Annotated in this window: 18 protein-coding genes and 2 riboswitches; of the genes, 15 read left to right on the top strand and 3 right to left on the bottom strand. The window is 72.8% G+C overall.

The features are described from left to right. The first annotated feature begins 11 nt into the window (after window positions 1-11). From paaA to paaE, 5 genes are read left to right on the top strand one after another with little or no spacing between them, the layout of a single operon-like run. The gene (gene paaA, locus AB0O34_RS00375; RefSeq protein ID WP_363910959.1) at window positions 12-968 is read left to right on the top strand and encodes a 1,2-phenylacetyl-CoA epoxidase subunit PaaA; all 957 of its coding nucleotides are present in this window, start codon (window positions 12-14) and stop codon (window positions 966-968) included. Then, a complete protein-coding gene (gene paaB / locus AB0O34_RS00370) occupies window positions 965-1,246 on the top strand; it encodes a 1,2-phenylacetyl-CoA epoxidase subunit PaaB (protein WP_363910957.1) in 282 nt (93 codons plus the stop codon). Before paaA ends, paaB begins: the two co-directional genes overlap by 4 nt. Before the next feature lie 7 nt (window positions 1,247-1,253). After that, window positions 1,254-2,150 carry a 1,2-phenylacetyl-CoA epoxidase subunit PaaC gene (paaC, locus tag AB0O34_RS00365; protein ID WP_363910955.1) on the top strand — a complete coding sequence of 299 codons (897 nt, stop codon included), beginning with the start codon at window positions 1,254-1,256 and terminating at the stop codon, window positions 2,148-2,150. Then, complete coding sequence (paaD, locus tag AB0O34_RS00360) at window positions 2,144-2,638, top strand: 1,2-phenylacetyl-CoA epoxidase subunit PaaD (protein ID WP_363910953.1); 495 nt, start codon at window positions 2,144-2,146, stop codon at window positions 2,636-2,638. Before paaC ends, paaD begins: the two co-directional genes overlap by 7 nt. A 1-nt stretch (window position 2,639) precedes the next feature. Beyond that, entirely contained in the window at window positions 2,640-3,728 is a 1,089-nt protein-coding gene (gene paaE / locus AB0O34_RS00355) for a 1,2-phenylacetyl-CoA epoxidase subunit PaaE (protein WP_363910951.1), read from the top strand. 8 nt (window positions 3,729-3,736) lie between these two features. On the opposite strand, the gene AB0O34_RS00350 is transcribed toward paaE, so the two are convergent. Further along, the gene (locus tag AB0O34_RS00350) at window positions 3,737-4,312 is read right to left on the bottom strand and encodes a histidine phosphatase family protein (RefSeq protein WP_363910949.1); all 576 of its coding nucleotides are present in this window, start codon (window positions 4,310-4,312) and stop codon (window positions 3,737-3,739) included. 80 nt (window positions 4,313-4,392) lie between these two features. Beyond that, window positions 4,393-4,506, top strand: a riboswitch (cobalamin riboswitch). A gap of 34 nt (window positions 4,507-4,540) precedes the next feature. On the opposite strand from AB0O34_RS00350, the gene AB0O34_RS00345 reads away from it, so the two are divergent. The 9 genes from AB0O34_RS00345 to AB0O34_RS00305 all read left to right on the top strand — a co-directional run bounded on the left by AB0O34_RS00345 (window position 4,541) and on the right by AB0O34_RS00305 (window position 14,269). Continuing rightward, window positions 4,541-4,753 carry a CbtB domain-containing protein gene (locus tag AB0O34_RS00345; protein WP_363910947.1) on the top strand — a complete coding sequence of 71 codons (213 nt, stop codon included), beginning with the start codon at window positions 4,541-4,543 and terminating at the stop codon, window positions 4,751-4,753. A 16-nt stretch (window positions 4,754-4,769) separates the two neighbouring features. Beyond that, a complete protein-coding gene (locus tag AB0O34_RS00340; RefSeq protein WP_363910945.1) occupies window positions 4,770-5,519 on the top strand; it encodes a CbtA family protein in 750 nt (249 codons plus the stop codon). Between the two features lie 45 nt (window positions 5,520-5,564). Then, window positions 5,565-7,643: a putative cobaltochelatase gene (locus AB0O34_RS00335; protein ID WP_363910943.1), complete on the top strand. Its 2,079-nt coding sequence runs from the start codon at window positions 5,565-5,567 to the stop codon at window positions 7,641-7,643. A 2-nt stretch (window positions 7,644-7,645) separates the two neighbouring features. Beyond that, window positions 7,646-8,248 carry a cob(I)yrinic acid a,c-diamide adenosyltransferase gene (cobO, locus tag AB0O34_RS00330; RefSeq protein WP_363910941.1) on the top strand — a complete coding sequence of 201 codons (603 nt, stop codon included), beginning with the start codon at window positions 7,646-7,648 and terminating at the stop codon, window positions 8,246-8,248. A 163-nt stretch (window positions 8,249-8,411) separates the two neighbouring features. Beyond that, window positions 8,412-9,821, top strand: coding sequence for a cobyrinate a,c-diamide synthase (locus tag AB0O34_RS00325; protein WP_363910939.1), 1,410 nt, complete (start codon window positions 8,412-8,414; stop codon window positions 9,819-9,821). A gap of 33 nt (window positions 9,822-9,854) precedes the next feature. Next, window positions 9,855-11,060, top strand: a complete 1,206-nt coding sequence (gene cbiE, locus AB0O34_RS00320) for a precorrin-6y C5,15-methyltransferase (decarboxylating) subunit CbiE (RefSeq protein ID WP_363910937.1) — start codon at window positions 9,855-9,857, stop codon at window positions 11,058-11,060. Window positions 11,061-11,089: 29 nt separating this feature from the next. Further along, window positions 11,090-11,833 carry a precorrin-4 C(11)-methyltransferase gene (gene cobM / locus AB0O34_RS00315; protein WP_363910935.1) on the top strand — a complete coding sequence of 248 codons (744 nt, stop codon included), beginning with the start codon at window positions 11,090-11,092 and terminating at the stop codon, window positions 11,831-11,833. Window positions 11,834-11,951: 118 nt separating this feature from the next. Next, entirely contained in the window at window positions 11,952-12,578 is a 627-nt protein-coding gene (locus AB0O34_RS00310; RefSeq protein WP_363910933.1) for a precorrin-8X methylmutase, read from the top strand. Between the two features lie 137 nt (window positions 12,579-12,715). Then, window positions 12,716-14,269 (top strand): precorrin-2 C(20)-methyltransferase, encoded by a 1,554-nt coding sequence (locus AB0O34_RS00305; RefSeq protein ID WP_363911240.1) that lies wholly within the window; start codon window positions 12,716-12,718, stop codon window positions 14,267-14,269. Between the two features lie 61 nt (window positions 14,270-14,330). On the opposite strand, the gene AB0O34_RS00300 is transcribed toward AB0O34_RS00305, so the two are convergent. Further along, complete coding sequence (locus tag AB0O34_RS00300; RefSeq protein WP_363910931.1) at window positions 14,331-15,077, bottom strand: cobalt-precorrin-6A reductase; 747 nt, start codon at window positions 15,075-15,077, stop codon at window positions 14,331-14,333. Window positions 15,078-15,190: 113 nt separating this feature from the next. Between AB0O34_RS00300 and AB0O34_RS00295 the strand changes: the two genes are divergently transcribed. Then, window positions 15,191-16,291 (top strand): cobalt-precorrin-5B (C(1))-methyltransferase, encoded by a 1,101-nt coding sequence (locus AB0O34_RS00295; RefSeq protein WP_363910929.1) that lies wholly within the window; start codon window positions 15,191-15,193, stop codon window positions 16,289-16,291. A gap of 88 nt (window positions 16,292-16,379) precedes the next feature. On the opposite strand, the gene cobG is transcribed toward AB0O34_RS00295, so the two are convergent. Then, window positions 16,380-17,765: a precorrin-3B synthase gene (gene cobG, locus AB0O34_RS00290; RefSeq protein WP_363910927.1), complete on the bottom strand. Its 1,386-nt coding sequence runs from the start codon at window positions 17,763-17,765 to the stop codon at window positions 16,380-16,382. 18 nt (window positions 17,766-17,783) lie between these two features. Further along, window positions 17,784-17,981, top strand: a riboswitch (cobalamin riboswitch). Window positions 17,982-18,010: the final 29 nt, after the last annotated feature.

The following is an 18,010-nucleotide window of genomic DNA, read 5'->3' as shown; positions in this document are numbered from 1 at the left end:
GGTGGCGGTGCATGGCTGACCTGGAAGGGCACTTCGACCGCACGATCGACAGGGACCAGCGCGTCGAGCCGCGCGACTGGATGCCCGACGGCTACCGCGCGACGATGGTGCGGCAGATCGCCCAGCACGCCCACTCGGAGATCATCGGGATGCAGCCCGAGGGCGAGTGGATCACCAGGGCGCCCTCGCTGCGCCGCAAGGCGATCCTGCTCGCCAAGGTGCAGGACGAGGCCGGGCACGGGCTCTACCTCTACTCCGCCGCCGAGACGCTGGGCGCCGACCGCGCCGAGCTGACCGCGATGCTCATCGAGGGGCGGCAGAAGTACTCATCGATCTTCAACTACCCGACCCTGACGTACGCCGACGTGGGCGTGATCGGCTGGCTGGTCGACGGCGCCGCCATCTGCAACCAGGTGCCGCTCTGCCGCAGCTCCTACGGGCCGTACGCGCGGGCGATGATCCGCATCTGCAAGGAGGAGTCCTTCCATCAGCGGCAGGGTTACGAGCTGCTGTTGACGATGATGAGGGGCACCGAGGCGCAGCGCGCGATGGTGCAGGACGCCGTGGACCGGTGGTGGTGGCCGTCGCTCATGATGTTCGGCCCGCCCGACGACGCCTCGCCCAACACCGCCCGGTCGATGGCGTGGAAGATCAAGCGGCACACGAACGACGAGCTGCGGCAGCGGTTCGTGGACATGAGCGTGCCGCAGGCCGAGGCGCTCGGCGTGACGCTTCCCGATCCCGGCCTGCGTTGGAACGACGAGCGGGGCCGCCACGACTTCGGCGAGATCGACTGGTCCGAGCTGAAGCGGGTGATCAGCGGCGATGGCCCCTGCAACGCCCGCCGGATCGCCGTACGCCGCGCCGCGCACGAGAACGGCGACTGGGTCCGCGAGGCGGCGTCCGCCCACGCGCGCAAGGCGGCGGCCGGGCGCCTGGAGGCCGTCGCGGCGGGAGGGGTCGCATGAGCGCCTGGCCGCTGTACGAGGTTTTCGTCCGGAGCAAGCGGGGGCTCAACCACGTGCACGTGGGCTCGCTGCACGCCGCCGACGACGAGACGGCGTTGCGTCACGCCCGCGATCTCTACACGCGCCGCAACGAGGGCGTGAGCATCTGGGTGGTGCGCTCCGACCGCATCGCCGCCACCAGCCCCGACGAGAAGGACTCGTTCTTCGCGCCCAGCGGCGACAAGGTCTACCGGCATCCGACCTTCTACTCCATCCCCGACGACGTCCCGCACATGTGAGGCCACGATGCCTTCCTCGGACGACCTTCACGACCCGGACACGGGGAACGCCTACGAGGCGCTCAACGAGGCCGACGACCCCCGCTGGGCGTACGGCACCGGATTCGCCGACCCGCTGGACGGGGTCGACACGCGGGTGCCCGAGGGCGTGGACGGCGCCGACCTGGCGGCCTACTGCCTGATGCTCGGCGACGACGCGCTGATCATGTCCCACCGCCTGCAGGAGTGGTGCACGCGCGCGCCGGAGCTGGAGGAGGAGGTCGCGCTGGCCAACATCGCGCTCGACCTGCTCGGACATGCTCGGCTGCTGCTGTCGCGCGCGGGGGCGGCGGACGGATCGGGCCGCGACGAGGACACCCTGGCGTTCCTCCGCGACGAGGGCGAGTTCCGCAACGTGCGGCTGGCCGAGGTCGAGAACGGTGACTTCGGCCAGGCCGTGGCCCGCCTGCTGATCTTCGCGACGTGGCGGCTGGCGCTGCTCGGCAGGCTGGCCGGCTCGCGTGACCCGGTGCTGGCCGCGGTGGCGGTCAAGGGCCTGAAGGAGGTCGCCTACCACCGTGACTACGCCGCCGGCTGGGTCGTACGGCTCGGCGACGGGACGCCGTACTCGCGGAAGCGCGTGGTGGAGGGCCTGGAGTCGGTGTGGCCGTTCGTGGGGGAGCTGTTCATCCCGCACGAGGTGGAGTCGCGCCTGGCGGCGGCGGGCGCGGGGGTCGACCCTTCCGATCTCCGGGAGGAGTTCGACGCCGTCCTCGACCAGGTGCTGTCGGCCGCGACCCTCACCCGTCCTGTGGACGCCGTGACGGCGGCGGGTGGTCGCTCCGGTGTTCACACCAATGCGATGGCCGAGATCCTGGCCGAGATGCAGAGCGTCGCCCGCGCCCATCCGGAGGCGACATGGTGACCGCGCGCGAGGTCGCGGAGGGCGTGGCGGATCCCGAGCTGCCCATGATGACCCTGGCCGACCTCGGCATCCTGCGTGACGTCGCGGAGGTCCCGGGCGGAGGCGTGATCGTCACCATCACCCCGACGTACAGCGGGTGCCCGGCGATGGCGGCCATCCGCGCTGATCTGTCCATGGCCCTCCGCTCTGCCGGATACGCCGACGTGCGGGTTCGTACCGTCCTGTCGCCGGCGTGGACCACCGACTGGATCAGCGAGAAGGGCCGGCGGAAGCTGGCCGAGGCGGGGATCGCCCCGCCGGGCCCGGCCCCGGTACGGGCGCGCGGGCCGGTGCCCGTGACGCTCGGCCCGAGCCGGAAGCGGCTGAGCTGCCCGCGCTGCGGGTCGGACGACACCGAGGAGATGTCCCGGTTCGGTGCCACCGCGTGCAAGGCCCTGTGGCGCTGCCGCGCCTGCCGCGAGCCGTTCGAGCACGTCAAGGAGCTGTGACATGACCGTGGCCGGGGTAGGGGTACGGCGGCGCGCGCGCTTCGCCACCTTGCGCGTGGCCGGGGTGGACCGGCTGTGCGAGGACGCCACCGTGATCACCTTCGAGGTGCCGGACGAGCTGGCGGAGGACTTCGCCTTCCTGCCCGGCCAGTCGCTCACGCTCCGGGCGATCGTGGACGGCCGTGACGAGCGGCGCTCCTATTCGATCTGCGCTCCGGCGGGCGGACCCCTGCGCATCGGCGTCCGGGAGATCCCGGGAGGGCTGTTCTCGACGTGGCTGGTGCACCACCTGAGGCCCGGTGACCACGTCGCGGTGCTGCCGCCCACCGGGACCTTCACCGCCGACCTCGGCACGCCCGCCCACCACGTGTTCGTCGCGGCGGGCTCGGGCATCACCCCGGTGCTGTCGATCGCCTCCTCGGTGCTCGCGGCGACCCCGGGAAGCACGGTGACGCTGTTCTACGGCAACCGGAGCACCCGCACCGTCATGTTCGCCGAGGAACTGGCCGACCTGAAGGACACCGCGCCCGCCCGCGTGGAGCTGGTCCACGTGCTCTCCAGGGAGCCGCGGGAACCGGAGCTGTTCACCGGCCGGCTCGACGCCGCCAAGCTGCGCGTGATGCTCCCCGCCCTGACCTCCGTACCGGATGTCGGCCACTGGTGGCTGTGCGGGCCGTACGGGATGGTGCTGGACGCGCGCGAGGTGCTCGCCGAGCTGGGGGTGCCGGCGGAGCGCGTCCACAACGAGCTGTTCTACGTGGACGAACCACCGCCCGAGCCGGTTCGGCGCGTGGAGGGCCCGGGTGAGGGCGCCACCGCCGAGGTGACGGTGATCCTCGACGGCCGGGTCACCTCCACCGTGCTCCCTAGCGGCGCCACCGTCCTTGAGGGCGCGCAGCGCGTACGGCCCGACCTGCCCTTCGCCTGCAAGGGCGGGGTGTGCGGCACCTGCCGCGCGCGCGTGGTGGACGGTGAGGTCAGGATGCGGCGCAACTTCGCACTGGAACCCGCCGAGGTGAGCGCCGGATACGTGCTGACCTGCCAGTCGGTGCCGGTCTCCGGGCACGTCACCGTCGACTTCGACGTGTGAGAAGCCGTTCAGGAGGCCTGCGAGAGGCGGAGCCGCCAGCGCCCGCCGTGGGCCGTGAGCCTCACGTGCGACAGGGGCTCCGCGTCGATCTTCCAGAACGCCTCCGGTGGCGTGCCGAGCACGTGGACGACGGCGGCCCTGATCACGGCCGGATGGGTGATCGCCACCACCCTCCCGCCCGCTTCGTGGCGTGACTCCAGCCAGGCGGCGACGCGGCCGACGAGGGTGAGGACCGACTCCCCGCCATGGGGAGCGGCGGCGGGGTCGGTGAGCCAGGCCGTCATGCCCTCGGGGTCCTCCACCCGCAGGTCGGCGAGGGTGCGGCCCGCCCAGTGGCCGGTGTCGCAGTCGCGCAGGCCCTCGTCGGTCTCGGCGGTGACCCCGAGGCCGGCCGCGGTCTGGCGGCAGCGCAGCGACGGCCCGCACAGAGCGGACGAGCTCTCCGCGCCCGCCGGTGCGAAGAGGTGCGCGGCGTCGGCGACCTGCTTTGTCCCGTGCTCGTCCAGACCCTCGTCGAGGGGAAAGGCGGCCCGGCGTAGCGCCTCGGTCGAACCATGACAAACCATGACAATTCTGACCGTCACGTGTCTCCCCTCTATGGCGCGAGAGGGGTAATTGTCGCCCTTCACCCCCATTGACGGACTAGTCATTCACACCGTAACGTCCAAGCGACATTGTTGACGGTGTGGGGAATCCAGCGAGACTCTGGTACGGCCGCGCCACTGTGACCGGTCCTTCGGGCCCGGGAGTCAGACCCTCCGTCGTCACCGCCACCCCGCATGGGACGCGTGATCCCGAGGAGGCAACACCCCATGGCCCAAGCCGCCGTTCCCCACTCCCAGCCCGCCCCCATCAGCATCCCCGTTCGCGAGCTGCTGCCCTGGGCGGTCTTCGCCGGTGTTCTGGCCCTCATCCTCATCTACTTCGTGGGTGCGGAGCAGGGCGCGACCTCGCTGATCTCCGGGAACCTCGTGCACGAGTTCGTGCACGACGGACGTCACCTGCTCGGCTTCCCCTGCCACTGACGGGGTCTGTCACAGCATGGTGAGAAACCTGCTGGTCCGCGGCATGCTCGCGGGCCTCGTCGCTGCCGCCCTCGCCCTGGTGTTCGCCTGGATCTTCGGCGAGCCCCAGGTGGGAGCGGCCATCGCGCTCGAAGGACACGCCGGGCACGCGGCACACGCCGCGGAGGCCGTCGCGTCCGAGCCCGAACCGGTCAGCCGCGGCGTGCAGTCGACCGTGGGCCTCGCCACGGCGGTCGGCGTCTACGGCGTCGCGGTCGGCGGCGTCTTCGCGCTCGTGTTCGCCTTCGCCTACGGGCGGCTCGGCACCTTCGGCGCCCGGGGCACCTCGGCCTTGCTCGCCCTGGGCGCGTTCGTCACGGTCGAGCTGGTGCCGTTCCTGAAGTACCCCGCCAACCCGCCGGCGGTGGGCGACCCCGGCACCATCAGCCACAGGACGGTCGTCTACTTCGCTCTCGTCCTGATCTCCGTCCTCCTCGCGGTCGCGGCGGTGTACGTGGGCCGCGGGCTGGCCCCCCGTCACGGGAACTGGAACGCAACGTTGCTCGCGGTCGCCGGGTTCCTCGCCGCGGTGGTCGTGGTGTGCCTGCTCATGCCCACGGTCGACGAGGTGCCGCCCGGCTTCCCCGCCGCCCTGCTGTGGAAGTTCAGGCTCGCCTCACTGGGCACGCAGGCCATCGTGTGGAGCGGCATCGGGCTCGCGTTCGGCACGCTGGCGGGGCGGGCGCTCCCCCCCTACCGCGCACCGGTGTCCTCATCCGCCGTCTGAGCAGGTCACCTGCGGTCATGAGCCGCAGCGAAAGGACATCGCGACATGCTTCACCGGCCGGTCAAGGCCGCACGCAACTACCCGTTCACCGCCGTTGTGGGGCTCGACAACCTCAAGCTGGCGCTGATACTCAACGCGGTCTCCCCGCGCACCGGTGGCGTGCTCATCCGCGGGGAGAAGGGCACGGCGAAGTCGACCGTCGTCCGGGCGCTGGCGGCGCTGCTGCCGCCGGTCGCCGTCGTCCCCGGCTGCCGCTTCTCCTGTGATCCGGCCGGTCCCGACCCCGGATGCCCGGACGGTCCGCACGGCGCGGACCCCACCTCGTCCGTACGGCCCGCGCGGCTGGCCGAGCTGCCCGTCGGTGCCTCCGAGGACCGGCTCATCGGCTCGCTGGATTTGGAACGCGCGCTGACCGAGGGCGTGAAGGCCTTCGACCCCGGCCTGCTCGCCGCCGCCCACCGGGGCGTCCTGTACGTGGACGAGGTCAACCTGCTGCACGACCACCTCGTGGACCTGCTCCTCGACGCCGCCGCGCTCGGCATGTGCTACGTCGAGCGCGACGCCGTGTCCGTACGGCACGCGGCGCGGTTCATCCTGGTCGGCACGATGAACCCCGAGGAGGGCGAGCTGCGGCCCCAGCTGCTCGACCGCTTCGGCCTCACCGTGGAGGTCACGGCCTCGCGCGACCCCGAGGAGCGTGCCGAGGTGGTACGCCGGAGGCTGTCCTTCGAGGACGACCCCGAGGGGTTCGCCGGCCGCTGGGCGGGCGAGGAGAAGAACCTCGCCGCACGCATCGCCGAGGCGCGCGGCCGGCTGCGCGAGGTGGACCTGCCCGACGCCGCGCTGCGGAAGATCGCCACGGTCTGCGCCGCGTTCGGGGTGGACGGGATGCGGGCCGACCTCATCACCGCGCACGCCGCCGTGGCGCACGCCGCGTGGCGCGGCGGTACGGAGGTCACCGCCGAGGACATCCGCGAGGCTGTACGGCTCGCCCTGCCGCACCGTCGCAGGCGCGACCCCTTCGACGCCCCCGGCCTGGACGAGTCCGAGCTGGACGAGCTCCTCGGCGGCCCGGACCCGGACCCGGACCCGGATCCGGACCCCGATCCCGATACCGACGGCGGTCCCGATACCGATCCCGATCCCGATCCCCGCCCCGATACCGACGGCGGTCCCGGCCCGGAGGCGGGCCCGGATTCCAGTTCCGGACCCGACTCGGGCCCGGGCGCCGATTCCGATTCGAGTGGGGGTGCCGGGGATCCCGCTCAGGGGCCCAGAGCGATGCGGGACCCCGGCCGGCGTGGCGACGCGTCCGAAGCGCCCCGGACGGACGAGCCCTACCGGGTGCGCCCGCTGGCCGTCCCCGGGCTCGGCACGGGAAGTCCGGGACGGCGGTCGCGAGCCCGCACGTCGTACGGCCGGATCTCTGGTTCGCGGGTGCCCCTCGGACGGCTCACCTCGCCGCACCTGACGGCCACCCTCCGCGCGGCGGCCCCGTACCAGCGGGAACGCGGCAGGACCGGGCCCGGCCTGGTCGTACGGGCCGGTGACCTGCGCGAGGCCGTACGCGAGGGGCGCGAGGGCAACCTCGTCCTTTTCGTCGTCGACGCGAGCGGCTCGATGGCCGCGCGGCAGCGCATGGGCGCGGTGAAGGGCGCTGTGCTGAGCCTGCTCCTGGACGCCTACCAGCGCCGGGACAAGGTCGGCCTGGTCACGTTCCGGGGCGCCGGCGCGGAACTGGTGCTGCCGCCGACCTCGTCGGTGGAGGCCGGGGCGGCACGTCTGCGCGCTCTGCCCACGGGCGGGCGCACCCCCCTCGCCGAGGGGCTGCGGCGGGCGGCCGAGGTGGTGCGCGTGGAACGGCTCCGCGACCCCTCCCGCAGGGCGTTGCTGGTCGTGGTCACCGACGGGCGCGCCACCTCCGGCACCGACACCGACGTCCTGCGGGCCGCCGCGCTGCTCAAGGACGTCGCCGCCGTGGTGGTCGACTGCGAGAGCGGCCCGGTGCGGCTCGGCCTCGCCGTACGCCTGGCGGCCCGGCTCGGCGGCGAGGCCGTACGGCTGGAGCGCCTGGCCGCCGGCGGCCTCCGCGACCTGGTCCGCGAACGCAGAAAGGCGGCCTAGACGTGCCTGCGGGAAAGCCGGCGGAGGTGCCGGACGACGGCCTGACCACCCGGCAGCGGCGTACCCGGCCTCTGGTGCTCGTCCACACCGGGCCGGGCAAGGGCAAGTCCACCGCGGCGTTCGGGCTGGCACTCCGGGCGTGGAACCAGGGCTGGCCGGTCGGCGTGTTCCAGTTCGTCAAGTCGGCCAAGTGGCGCGTGGGCGAGGAACGGGCCCTCACGGTGCTCGGGGAGTCCGGCGCGGGCGGCACGGTGACCTGGCACAAGATGGGCGAGGGCTGGTCCTGGATCAAGAAGCCGGGAACCGAGGACGACCACGCGGCCGACGCCCGCGAGGGGTGGGAGCAGATCAAGCGCGACCTGGCGGCGGAGACCTACCGGCTGTACGTGCTGGACGAGTTCACCTATCCCCTCAAGTGGGGATGGATCGACGCCAAGGACGTGGCGGCCACCCTTGCCGAGCGTCCGGGCACGCAGCATGTCGTGATCACCGGCAGGGACGCCCACCCGCGGCTGCTGGAGATCGCGGACCTTGTCACCGAAATGACCAAGGTCAGGCACCCCATGGACGCAGGCCAGAAAGGCCAGAAGGGCATCGAATGGTGATCCCCGCGCACCCGCGATCGCCCGTCCGGCATGGGCCGCAGGGGCATCGAATGGTGATCGCCGAGGGATCGCGGTCGCCCGTCCGGCGAGGGTCAGACCCCCTTGGGTTTCTCCCCGCGGGCCGCGTACGTGCTCGCACGGCGGCGGGCGGGGCGAGCGGCCGGTGAGTGAGATCCCGCGCCTGGTCATCGCCGCTCCCTCCTCGGGCTCGGGCAAGACCACGGTGGCCACCGGCCTCATGGCGGCGCTGACCGCCAAGGGCTTCGTCGTGTCCCCGCACAAGGTCGGACCCGACTACATCGATCCGGGCTACCACGCGCTCGCCTCCGGCCGTCCCGGACGGAACCTCGACCCCTGGCTGGCCGGGGAGGAGCTGATCGTCCCCCTGCTCGCCCACGGAGCCGCCGGGACCGACATCGCCGTCATCGAGGGAGTGATGGGCCTCTTCGACGGCGCCGCCTCCCCGTACGGCGGCGCGGGCGGGTCGCACGGTGGCTCCGGTGCCGGAGTGATGGACTCCCGCGTTGGTGACCTCGCCTCAACGGCTCATGTCGCCCGCCTGCTGGACGCTCCGGTCGTACTGGTCGTCGACGTCTCGGGGCAGGGCAGGTCGGTCGCCGCGCTCGTCCACGGGTTCATGTCGTACGACACCCGCGTGCGCGTCGGTGGCGTGATCCTCAACCGGGTGGGCTCGCCGCGACACGAGCGAATCTGCCGCGACGCCCTCGACGAGATGGGGATCGCCGTGTTCGGCGCCATCCCGCGCAGCGAGGTGGTGGCGACGCCGTCCCGCCATCTCGGCCTCGTCCCGCCCGCGGAGCGCAGCGCGCAGGCCGTGGACGCTGTGGCAGGCATGGCAGAGCTGGTGGCGGCCACCTGCGACCTGGAGGCTCTCGTCCGGCTCGCTCGGGGCGCGTCCGCGCTTCCCGGCCCCGCCTGGTGCGCCCGGCAGTCCGTCGGCGCCCCCTCCGAAGACCACACCGGCCCGGACGTCGTGGTGGCGGTGGCCGGGGGGAAAGCGTTCACCTTCGGCTACGCCGAGCAGGCGGAGCTGATCGAGGCGGCGGGTGGCACGGTGGCCGCCTTCGACCCGTTGAGCGAGGAGAGCCTGCCCGCCGGGACGGGTGCCCTGGTGCTGCCCGGAGGCTTCCCCGAGGTGTACGCGGCGGAGCTGTCCGCCAACGAACCCCTCCGCCGGCAGGTGGCGGCCTTCGGCGGTCCCATCGTCGCCGAATGCGCGGGGCTGCTCTACCTCTGCCGCGAGCTGGACGGGCGTCCGATGTGCGGGGTCGTCGACGCGACCGCCGCGATGACCGGCAAGCTCACGCTCGGCTATCGGAGCGCCGTGGCCGTACGCGACTCCGTGCTGACCCGCGAGGGGGAGCGGTACCACGGGCACGAGTTCCACCGCACCCGCGTCACTCCGCCGGTCGACGCCGCGCCGCTGTACCGCTGGCGCGGCGGCGGTGCCGACGGGTACGGCGGGCCGTCGCTTGCCGCGTCCTACCTGCACCTTCACTGGGCGGGCAGCCCTGAACTCGCCACGAGACTGGTGTCCCGTGCCCGGCACTAGCACTGGGCGCGCGTCTTCCCGGCATGGTCGGACATGAGCGGGCCGGTGGTCGTCGTCGGCATAGGTGCCGACGGCTGGGACGGGCTGTCCGCGTCCGTGCGGCGGGAGATCGGCGCCGCCGAGGTGCTCATGGGCAGTTCCCGGCAGCTCGCCCTGGTGCCGGACACGGGCGCAGAACGGGTCGCCTGGCCCTCGCCGATGGTCCCCGCCCTCCCCGGAATCCTCGCCGAACGCGCAGGCAGGGCCGTGTGCGTGCTGGCCAGCGGCGACCCCATGTTCCACGGCCTCGGGACGACGCTCGTCAGGCTTCTCGGCCCGGACCGGGTCCGCGTGCTGCCGCATCCGTCGTCGGTCTCGCTGGCGTGCGCCCGGATGGGCTGGCCGGTGGAGGACACGACCGTCGTCAGCATGGTCGGCCGTCCGGTGGAGCTGCTGAACCGCGTCCTGCAACCGGGACGCCGGGTGCTCGCGCTCAGCGCGGACGCGGCCACGCCGGGCCTGATCGCGGCGCTCGCGACCTCAAGGGGCTACGGCGGGACCGCGATGACCGTGCTGGAACAGCTCGGCGGCCCGGGGGAGCGCCTGGTGAGGGCGACGGCCGGGCGATGGGATGCCGTCGTGGGCCCACTGAACGTCGTGGCCCTGGAGTGCCGCGCCGATCCGGAGGCGGCGGCTCTGGCCTCCGTCCCCGGCCTGCCGGACGACGCGTTCGAGCACGACGGGCAGCTGACGAAGCGCGAGGTCCGCGCGGTGACGCTGTCAAGGCTGGCGCCCGTACCCGGTGAGCTGCTCTGGGACGTGGGCGCGGGAGCCGGAAGCGTCGCGATCGAGTGGATGCGTGCTCATCCGGCCTGCCGGGCCGTCGCCGTTGAGAGCCGTCCGGAGCGGGCCGCCCGCATCGGGCGCAACGCGTCGGCGCTCGGCGTACCCGGGCTGCGAGTGGTGACCGGTACGGCCCCGGTGGCTCTCGTGGGCCTCGAACCACCTGACGCGATCTTCGTCGGCGGGGGGAGCACCGCGCCGGGCACCGTCGAGACCTGCTGGAACGCGCTACGCCCGGGCGGGCGGCTGGTGGTCAACGCGGTCACCGTGGAGTCCGAGGCGGTCGTGGCCGCCTGGCACGCCAAGACCGGCGGTGACCTCCTGCGCATCGCGGTCCACCGCGCCGGTCCGGTAGGCGCGTTCACCGCGTGGCGTCCCTCGATGCCCGTGACGGTGTGGACGGCGGTCCGCCGATGAGAACAGGCGTGAGACAAGGGAGGCATGACGTGGCGGTGCATTTCATCGGGGCGGGGCCCGGAGCGGCCGATCTCATCACCGTGCGCGGACGCGACCTGATCGCCTCCTCGCCGGTCTGCCTGTACGCCGGTTCGCTGGTGCCGAAGGAGCTGCTCGACTACGCGCCTTCGGGCGCCCGGCTGGTGGACACGGCGCGGATGACGCTGGAGGAGATAGTGGAGGAGATGCTCGCCGCGCACGCGGCCGGGCTCGACGTGGCGCGGCTGCAGTCGGGTGACCCGTCGATCTTCAGCGCCATGGCCGAGCAGATGCGCCGCCTGGACGCCGCGTGCGTCCCGTACGACGTGACGCCCGGCGTTCCCGCGTTCGCGGCGGCGGCTGCTTCCCTGGGCCGCGAGCTGACGGTGCCGGGAGTGGGTCAGACGGTGGTGCTGACCCGTACGTCCGCACGCGCCACCGCCATGCCCGACGGCGAGGACCTGGGGACGCTCGGCCTCAGCCGTTCGACGATGGTGCTGCACCTGGCCGTCCAGCGGATCGAGGCGCTGGTCGAGGAGCTGACGCCCAACTACGGCGCGGACTGCCCCGTCGCCGTGGTGGCACGTGCGAGCCGTGAGGACGAGGTAGTCCTGCGGGGGACCCTGGCCGGCATCGCCGAACAGGTGCGAGACGCGGGTGTGGTCCGCACCGCCGTGGTCATCGTGGGCGGGGTGCTCACGGCCTCCGAATTCCCCGACAGCCACCTCTACTCCACCGCACGCGAACGCGACTAGCGCGGTGGGAGGCACCTGTACCAGACCGCACGCCAACGGGGCTGGTGCGGTGGCAGCCACCTGTACACGACCACACGCCAACGCGACTGGTGCGGCAGGAAGAGATCAGAAGGAGATCGTGATCGACTACATCCGAGACGGGGCGGAGATCTACCGCCGGTCTTTCGCCACCATCCGCGCGGAGGCCGATCTCGCGGGCCTGCCGGACGACATCGCGAGAGTCGCCGTCCGGATGATCCACGCCTGCGGCATGGTGGATCTGGTCACCGACCTCGCCTGGTCGCCCGGCGTGGTCTCCGCCGCGCGTACGGCCCTGCGGTCCGGGGCGCCGGTGCTGTGCGACGCGAACATGGTGGCGTCCGGCGTGACGCGCGACCGCCTTCCCGCGGGGAACGACGTGCTGTGCATGCTGGGAGACGCCCGGGTGCCAGACCTGGCGCGGCGGCTCGGCACCACCCGGAGCGCAGCGGCGCTGGAGCTGTGGCGCGACCGGCTCGATGGTGCCGTGGTGGCGGTCGGCAACGCCCCGACGGCGCTGTTCCGGCTGCTGGAACTGGTCCGGGAGGGCGCGGGAAGGCCGGCCGCCGTGCTGGGTGTCCCGGTCGGGTTCATCGGAGCGGCCGAGTCCAAGCAGGCCCTCGCCGCGTATGGCGACGGCCTCGACTACCTGGTGGTACACGGCCGCCGAGGTGGCAGCGCGCTGGCCGCGGCCGCCGTCAACGCGATCGCGAGCGAGGAAGAGTGAGCGACACCATGAACGAGCCCGCCCGCCTCCAGGACGCGGATCCGTCGAGGGCCGAAGAGGCACGCGCAGAGGCCGGACCGGGACGTACGGACGATTCGGGGCTTACGGAGAGTTCGGGAGCGGGACGTTCTGGACGGTTGTGGGGGGTGGGGCTCGGACCTGGGGATCCTGAGCTGGTGACGGTGAAGGCCGCGCGCCTCGTCCGCGAGGCGGACGTGATCGCCTACCACAGTGCCCGGCACGGACGCAGCATCGCCCGCACGGTCGCCCAGCCGTACCTGCGCGGCGACCAGATCGAGGAAGCGCTGGTCTATCCCGTCACCACCGAGACCACCGACCACCCGGGCGGCTACCGTGGCGCGATCGACGCGTTCTACGTGACCTGCGCCGAACGGCTGGCCGCGCATCTCGACGCCGGACGCGACGTCGTCGTGCTGTGCGAGGGCGACCCGCTCTTCTACGGCTCCTACATGCATCTCCACAAACGGCTGGCGCACCGCTACCCGACCGAGGTCGTCCCCGGGGTGACGTCGGTCAGCGCCGCGTCGGCCGTACTGGGCCGCCCGCTGGTCGAGCGCGAGGAGACCCTGACCATCCTTCCGGGCACCCTGCCCACGGAGGCGCTCGCGGCACGGCTGGCCACCACGGACTCGGCGGCGATCCTCAAGCTCGGCCGCACCTTCACCTCCGTACGCCACGCGCTGGACCAGGCCGGCCGCCTGGACGAGGCCTGGTACGTCGAGCGGGCGACCACCGACAGGCAGCGCATGGCGCCGCTCGCGGAGGTCGACCCGGCCGGGGTGCCGTACTTCTCCCTGGCCATCCTCCCCAGCCGAATGCCCAGCCACCTGGACACACCCACCCGCACACCCGCGGGCCGTCTGGACACTCCCTTCCCGGCGTCCGGCGTCTCCGGCTCAGGCGGGACGGCCGGGGCGCGGTTCGGTGGTGGGGAGGTCGTGGTGGTGGGGCTCGGCCCGGCGGGCCGTCCCTGGCTGACCCCGCAGGCGCAGGACGCCCTGGCGACCGCCGATGAGCTCGTCGGCTACGGCCCCTACCTCGACCGGGTGGCACCCAACCCGCGCCAGCGCCGGCACCCGACGGACAACCGCGTCGAGGCCGAGCGGGCGGCGCACGCGCTTGAGCTGGCGAAGGCCGGCTCACGTGTCGCGGTGGTCTCCTCGGGCGACCCCGGGGTGTTCGCGATGGCCAGCGCCGTGCTGGAGGTGGCGTGCGAGCCGAGGTTCGCCGGGGTGCCGGTGCGCGTGGTGCCGGGCCTGACGGCCGCGCATGCGGTCGCCGCGCGAGCCGGTGCGCCGCTCGGCCACGATTACTGCGTCATCTCCCTGTCCGACCAGCTCAAGCCGTGGGACGTCATCGCCGGGCGCATCACCGCCGCGGCCCGTGCCGACCTGGTGCTGGCGATCTACAACCCGGCGTCGCGGAGCCGTACCTGGCAGGTGGCCACGGCGCGGGACCTCCTGCTGGAGCACCGCGCCCCGGACACGCCCGTGGTCATCGGGCGGGACGTCGGCCGGCCGGAGGAGAGCCTGCGCGTCACCACCCTCGCCAAGCTGGATCCGGCCGACGTCGACATGCGCTGCCTGCTGGTGATCGGCTCCTCGACCACCCGCGCGGTGGACCGCGACGGCCACACCGTCGTCTTCACCCCACGCCGCTACCCAGCCTGAACCTCCCCGACGCACCCCATCTCGCGGGGTGACAAGGGTCCGGTGTGGCCTGCCTTGCGGCTCAGCGTGTCGCGAGGGCTTGGAGCCAGGCGAGGGCCTCTTCCGGGGTCTCGACCGTGGGCGCCTCGGGGAGCGGTGGGCGTCGTACCACGACGACCGGTACGCCGAGCTCGCGCGCGGCCGCCAGTTTGGCCATGGTCATCGTTCCGCCGCTGTCCTTGGTGACCAGCACGTCGACGCGATGATGACGCATCAGCACGCGCTCGCCGTCCAGCGTGTACGGACCCCGGTCGCGCAGAAGGTGGCGATGGCGCGGAAGCGGCGGATCGGGTGGGTCGACAGTACGGATCAGGAACCACAGGTCGTCAAGACCGGAGAAGGCGGACAGCCCCTGGCGCCCGGTGGTGAGGAAGACCCGCCGTCCGAGCCCTGGGAGGGAGGCGGCGGCTTCCGGCAGGGATGACGTCCAGTGCCAGTCGTCTCCGGGCTCCTGCCGCCAGCCGGGGCGCCGCAGTACGAGCAGGGGGACCTCCGCCGCCGCGGTGGCTCGTACGGCCGAGGCGGTGATCCGCTCGGCGAACGGGTGGGTGGCGTCGACGACGGCCTGGATGCCTTGCTCGCGCAGCCAGCCCGCCAGGCGTTCTGGCCCGCCGAACCCGCCGACGCGCACCTCGCCCTCGGGAAGGCGGGGATCGGTCACCCGGCCCGCCAGCGAGGAGATCACCCGTACCTCAGCACGGCGTACCAGCGCCGCGGCCAGCGCCCGCGCCTCCCCGGTCCCCCCGAGAACGAGGACGCCTGCCTTCACCGGCTACTCCTGCCGTACACCAAGAAGTGCGCCCTCATCGAGGGCATCCTTCCGGATACTAGGACGTCTGCGGGGCCGCGTCCCAAGGGGCGGGCGTAGTACATCCTTGACGCATGAGCACTGCCCTGCGACATGGTTGGACCACCGGTGCTTGCGCCACGGCGGCCACCACGGCCGCGTATACGGCGTTGCTCACCGGGGCGTTCCCCGACCCCGTGGAGATCCTGCTGCCACGCGGGCAGCGCCCGGCGTTCGCACTCGCCACGGAGGAGCTCAGCCGACCCCTGACCATGGAGGGGGACCCCTCTGCCATGGCGCGGGCCGGAGTGGTCAAGGACGCGGGGGACGATCCGGACGTCACCCACGGTGCGCTGATCTTCTCGACCGTACGGCACGGAGCGCCCGGAACCGGTGTCGTGTTCCGTGCGGGGCCAGGGGTGGGCACGGTGACCAAGCCCGGGTTGCCGCTGGAGGTGGGGGAGCCGGCGATCAATCCGGTGCCCAGGCAGATGATGCGCGAGCACGTCGAACGGGTCGCCGCCCGGTACGGAGGCAGTGGCGACGTCGTCGTGGAGATCTCCGTCGACAACGGCGAGGAGCTCGCCGGCCGTACGTGGAATCCCCGCCTGGGCATCCTCGGCGGCCTGTCCATTCTCGGCACCACAGGTGTGGTGGTCCCCTACTCGTGCTCGGCCTGGATCGACAGCATCCGGCGCGGGATCGACGTCGCGCGCGCGGCCGGGCACACGCACGTCGCCGCGTGCACCGGCAGCACGTCCGAGAAGGTCGCCGCCGAGCTGTACGGGCTTCCCGACGACGCGCTCCTGGACATGGGCGACTTCGCCGGGGCCGTGCTGAAGTACCTGCGAAGGCATCCGGTCCCGCGGCTGACGGTCGCGGGGGGCATCGGCAAGCTGTCCAAGCTCGCCGACGGCCATCTCGACCTGCACTCGGGCCGCTCGCAGGTCAGCACGGAGGCGCTCGCCACGCTGGTCCGGGAGGCGGGCGGCAGCGGTGAACTGGCCGACCGGGTGCTGCGCGCGAACACCGCGTTGCAGGCGCTGCAGCTCTGTCAGCGGGAGAGCCTGCCGCTCGGTGACCTGGTGGCCGAGCGGGCCAGGGTCGCGGCGGCCGGAGTGCTGCGGGGCGCTGCCGTAGAGGTCGACGTCGTGGTCATCGACCGCGCGGGCACCATCGTCGGCCGCGCCGGCTGATACCCCCCAGACCCCCATCACACCCGGGCCGATCTGGACCCCCACCGCTCATCCGATCGGTATGTCGGCCCTGACGGGCGAACCCGGTTCAACCGGTCGTTCTCGCCGTGGCGACCGAGGTGGCCGTTTCCTCGATGTCCTTGTGGTGCAGGCTCCGGCCGTCCGCGTCGACGCGGTAGCCGTCGCCGGTGGCCACCACGAGTACGGCCCGTCCGGCGGGCCGTCCGCACCGGCGCTCGCAGCCGGCCCAGTGCACGGGTAGTACCCCGGCCCTCGGCGCGTCGATCAGCGGAAGGGCGGCGCGAGCCGTCGAGCGGGTGGCGTCCGCCTGGACATCGGCCAGTGACTTCGCGCAGCCGGGTCGCCCGGTGCAGGCGGTGACCCCGGTCCACGCGGAGGCCGGATCGGTGACCAGGCCGGTGGCCGCGAGTCCGGACAGCCATGACCCCGCGTCGGCTTCGCTGATGCCGGGGACGACGGCGGCACGCCACGGGGTCAGCCGGATCTCGCCACCTCCCGCCTCCGCCGCCGTGGCGAGGGCGTACGCCTGGGCGGTCGTCAACCGGCCGAGCGGTGGCATGACGACCAGCGCGGTCCGCTTCCCTGGGCGGGATATGCGACCAAGCGGCGGTGGTATCGACATCTCCGAGAAGTCCGGCACGGGGGCGACGTGGCCGAACGATTCAGTTCCATCAGAGCCTTCTACGTGGCCGGGCCGTGTGACGTCGTCGAAGGTGCTGAGGCGGGCGGCGATTCTCGTGGGGCCGTCGTCGAGTTCGGCCACGCGCCAGGCCGTCGAGTTCTGGGCGGCCCGTTCGGCGAGGAAGGCCTCGGCCGCCGCCGTCATGGCGGGTACGGCTCGCGTCAGGGCGACGCGTCGTCCGTGGTCCTCACCGGCCAGGAGCAGCGCCCCCTCGACCGCCTCGCCCCCGGCCGGCGCGGGGATGGGGATGAAGGCGATGTCGGGCACGAGGGCGAGCAGGTCGCCCCTGCCGTCGTCGAGGGCGAACAGGAACCGGCCGGGCAGTTCCGCGAGGGCCGGGCGAGCGCACAGCGCGTCGTCCAGCTCACGTACGAGCGGTGCCACCTCGATCAGGCCGAGACCGTCGAGCCCGGCCATCGGGGAGGCCAGGATGTTCCTCACGCGTTCATGGGTGGCGGAGGGAAGCAGCCCGGCGCCGGCCATCCTTCCGGCGAACACGGTCTCTCCCTGGGCGTCCAGCCCTCGCACCTGCACGTTGGCGCGGGACGTCAGCTCGATCACCCCGGAGCCGAGGCAGGTGGCGGTGGCACCCAGCTCGCGCAGCTGGGCGGTGGTGAGGATGCCCCCGGGCACCCGGATGCGGGCGACGGCGCCGTCCGCGGCCGGATGCGTCTGCAACGCACCGGGACAGGCATCCAGCCGCGCCCTGCCCGGAGCTCCCTGGACAGGTGTCCGGGGGGCGATTCCCGGTGAAAAGTCGGCAACAGCCACGTTGAGGATGTTAACCCGACTTGTCGCAATAAGTCGGGCTCCGTGATCTGATGGGGGAGCGACGGCACAAGGAGGAAGCCGGTGTGAATCCGGCGCGGTCCCGCCACTGTCACCGGGGAGCGAACCCCATCCAAGGCCACGGCCCGGCAACGGGCGGGAAGGCCGGGGTGAGCGTCGATCCGGAAGCCAGGAGACTCCAGGCCGTATGGACCCACGACCCGGGGCGCGGACCCCGAGTGAGGATG

Origin of the sequence: Sphaerisporangium sp. NPDC088356, from assembly GCF_040685555.1 — a bacterium.
In the GTDB taxonomy this organism is placed as follows: domain Bacteria; phylum Actinomycetota; class Actinomycetes; order Streptosporangiales; family Streptosporangiaceae; genus Sphaerisporangium.
This window is presented reverse-complemented; position numbering and strand designations above follow the sequence as displayed.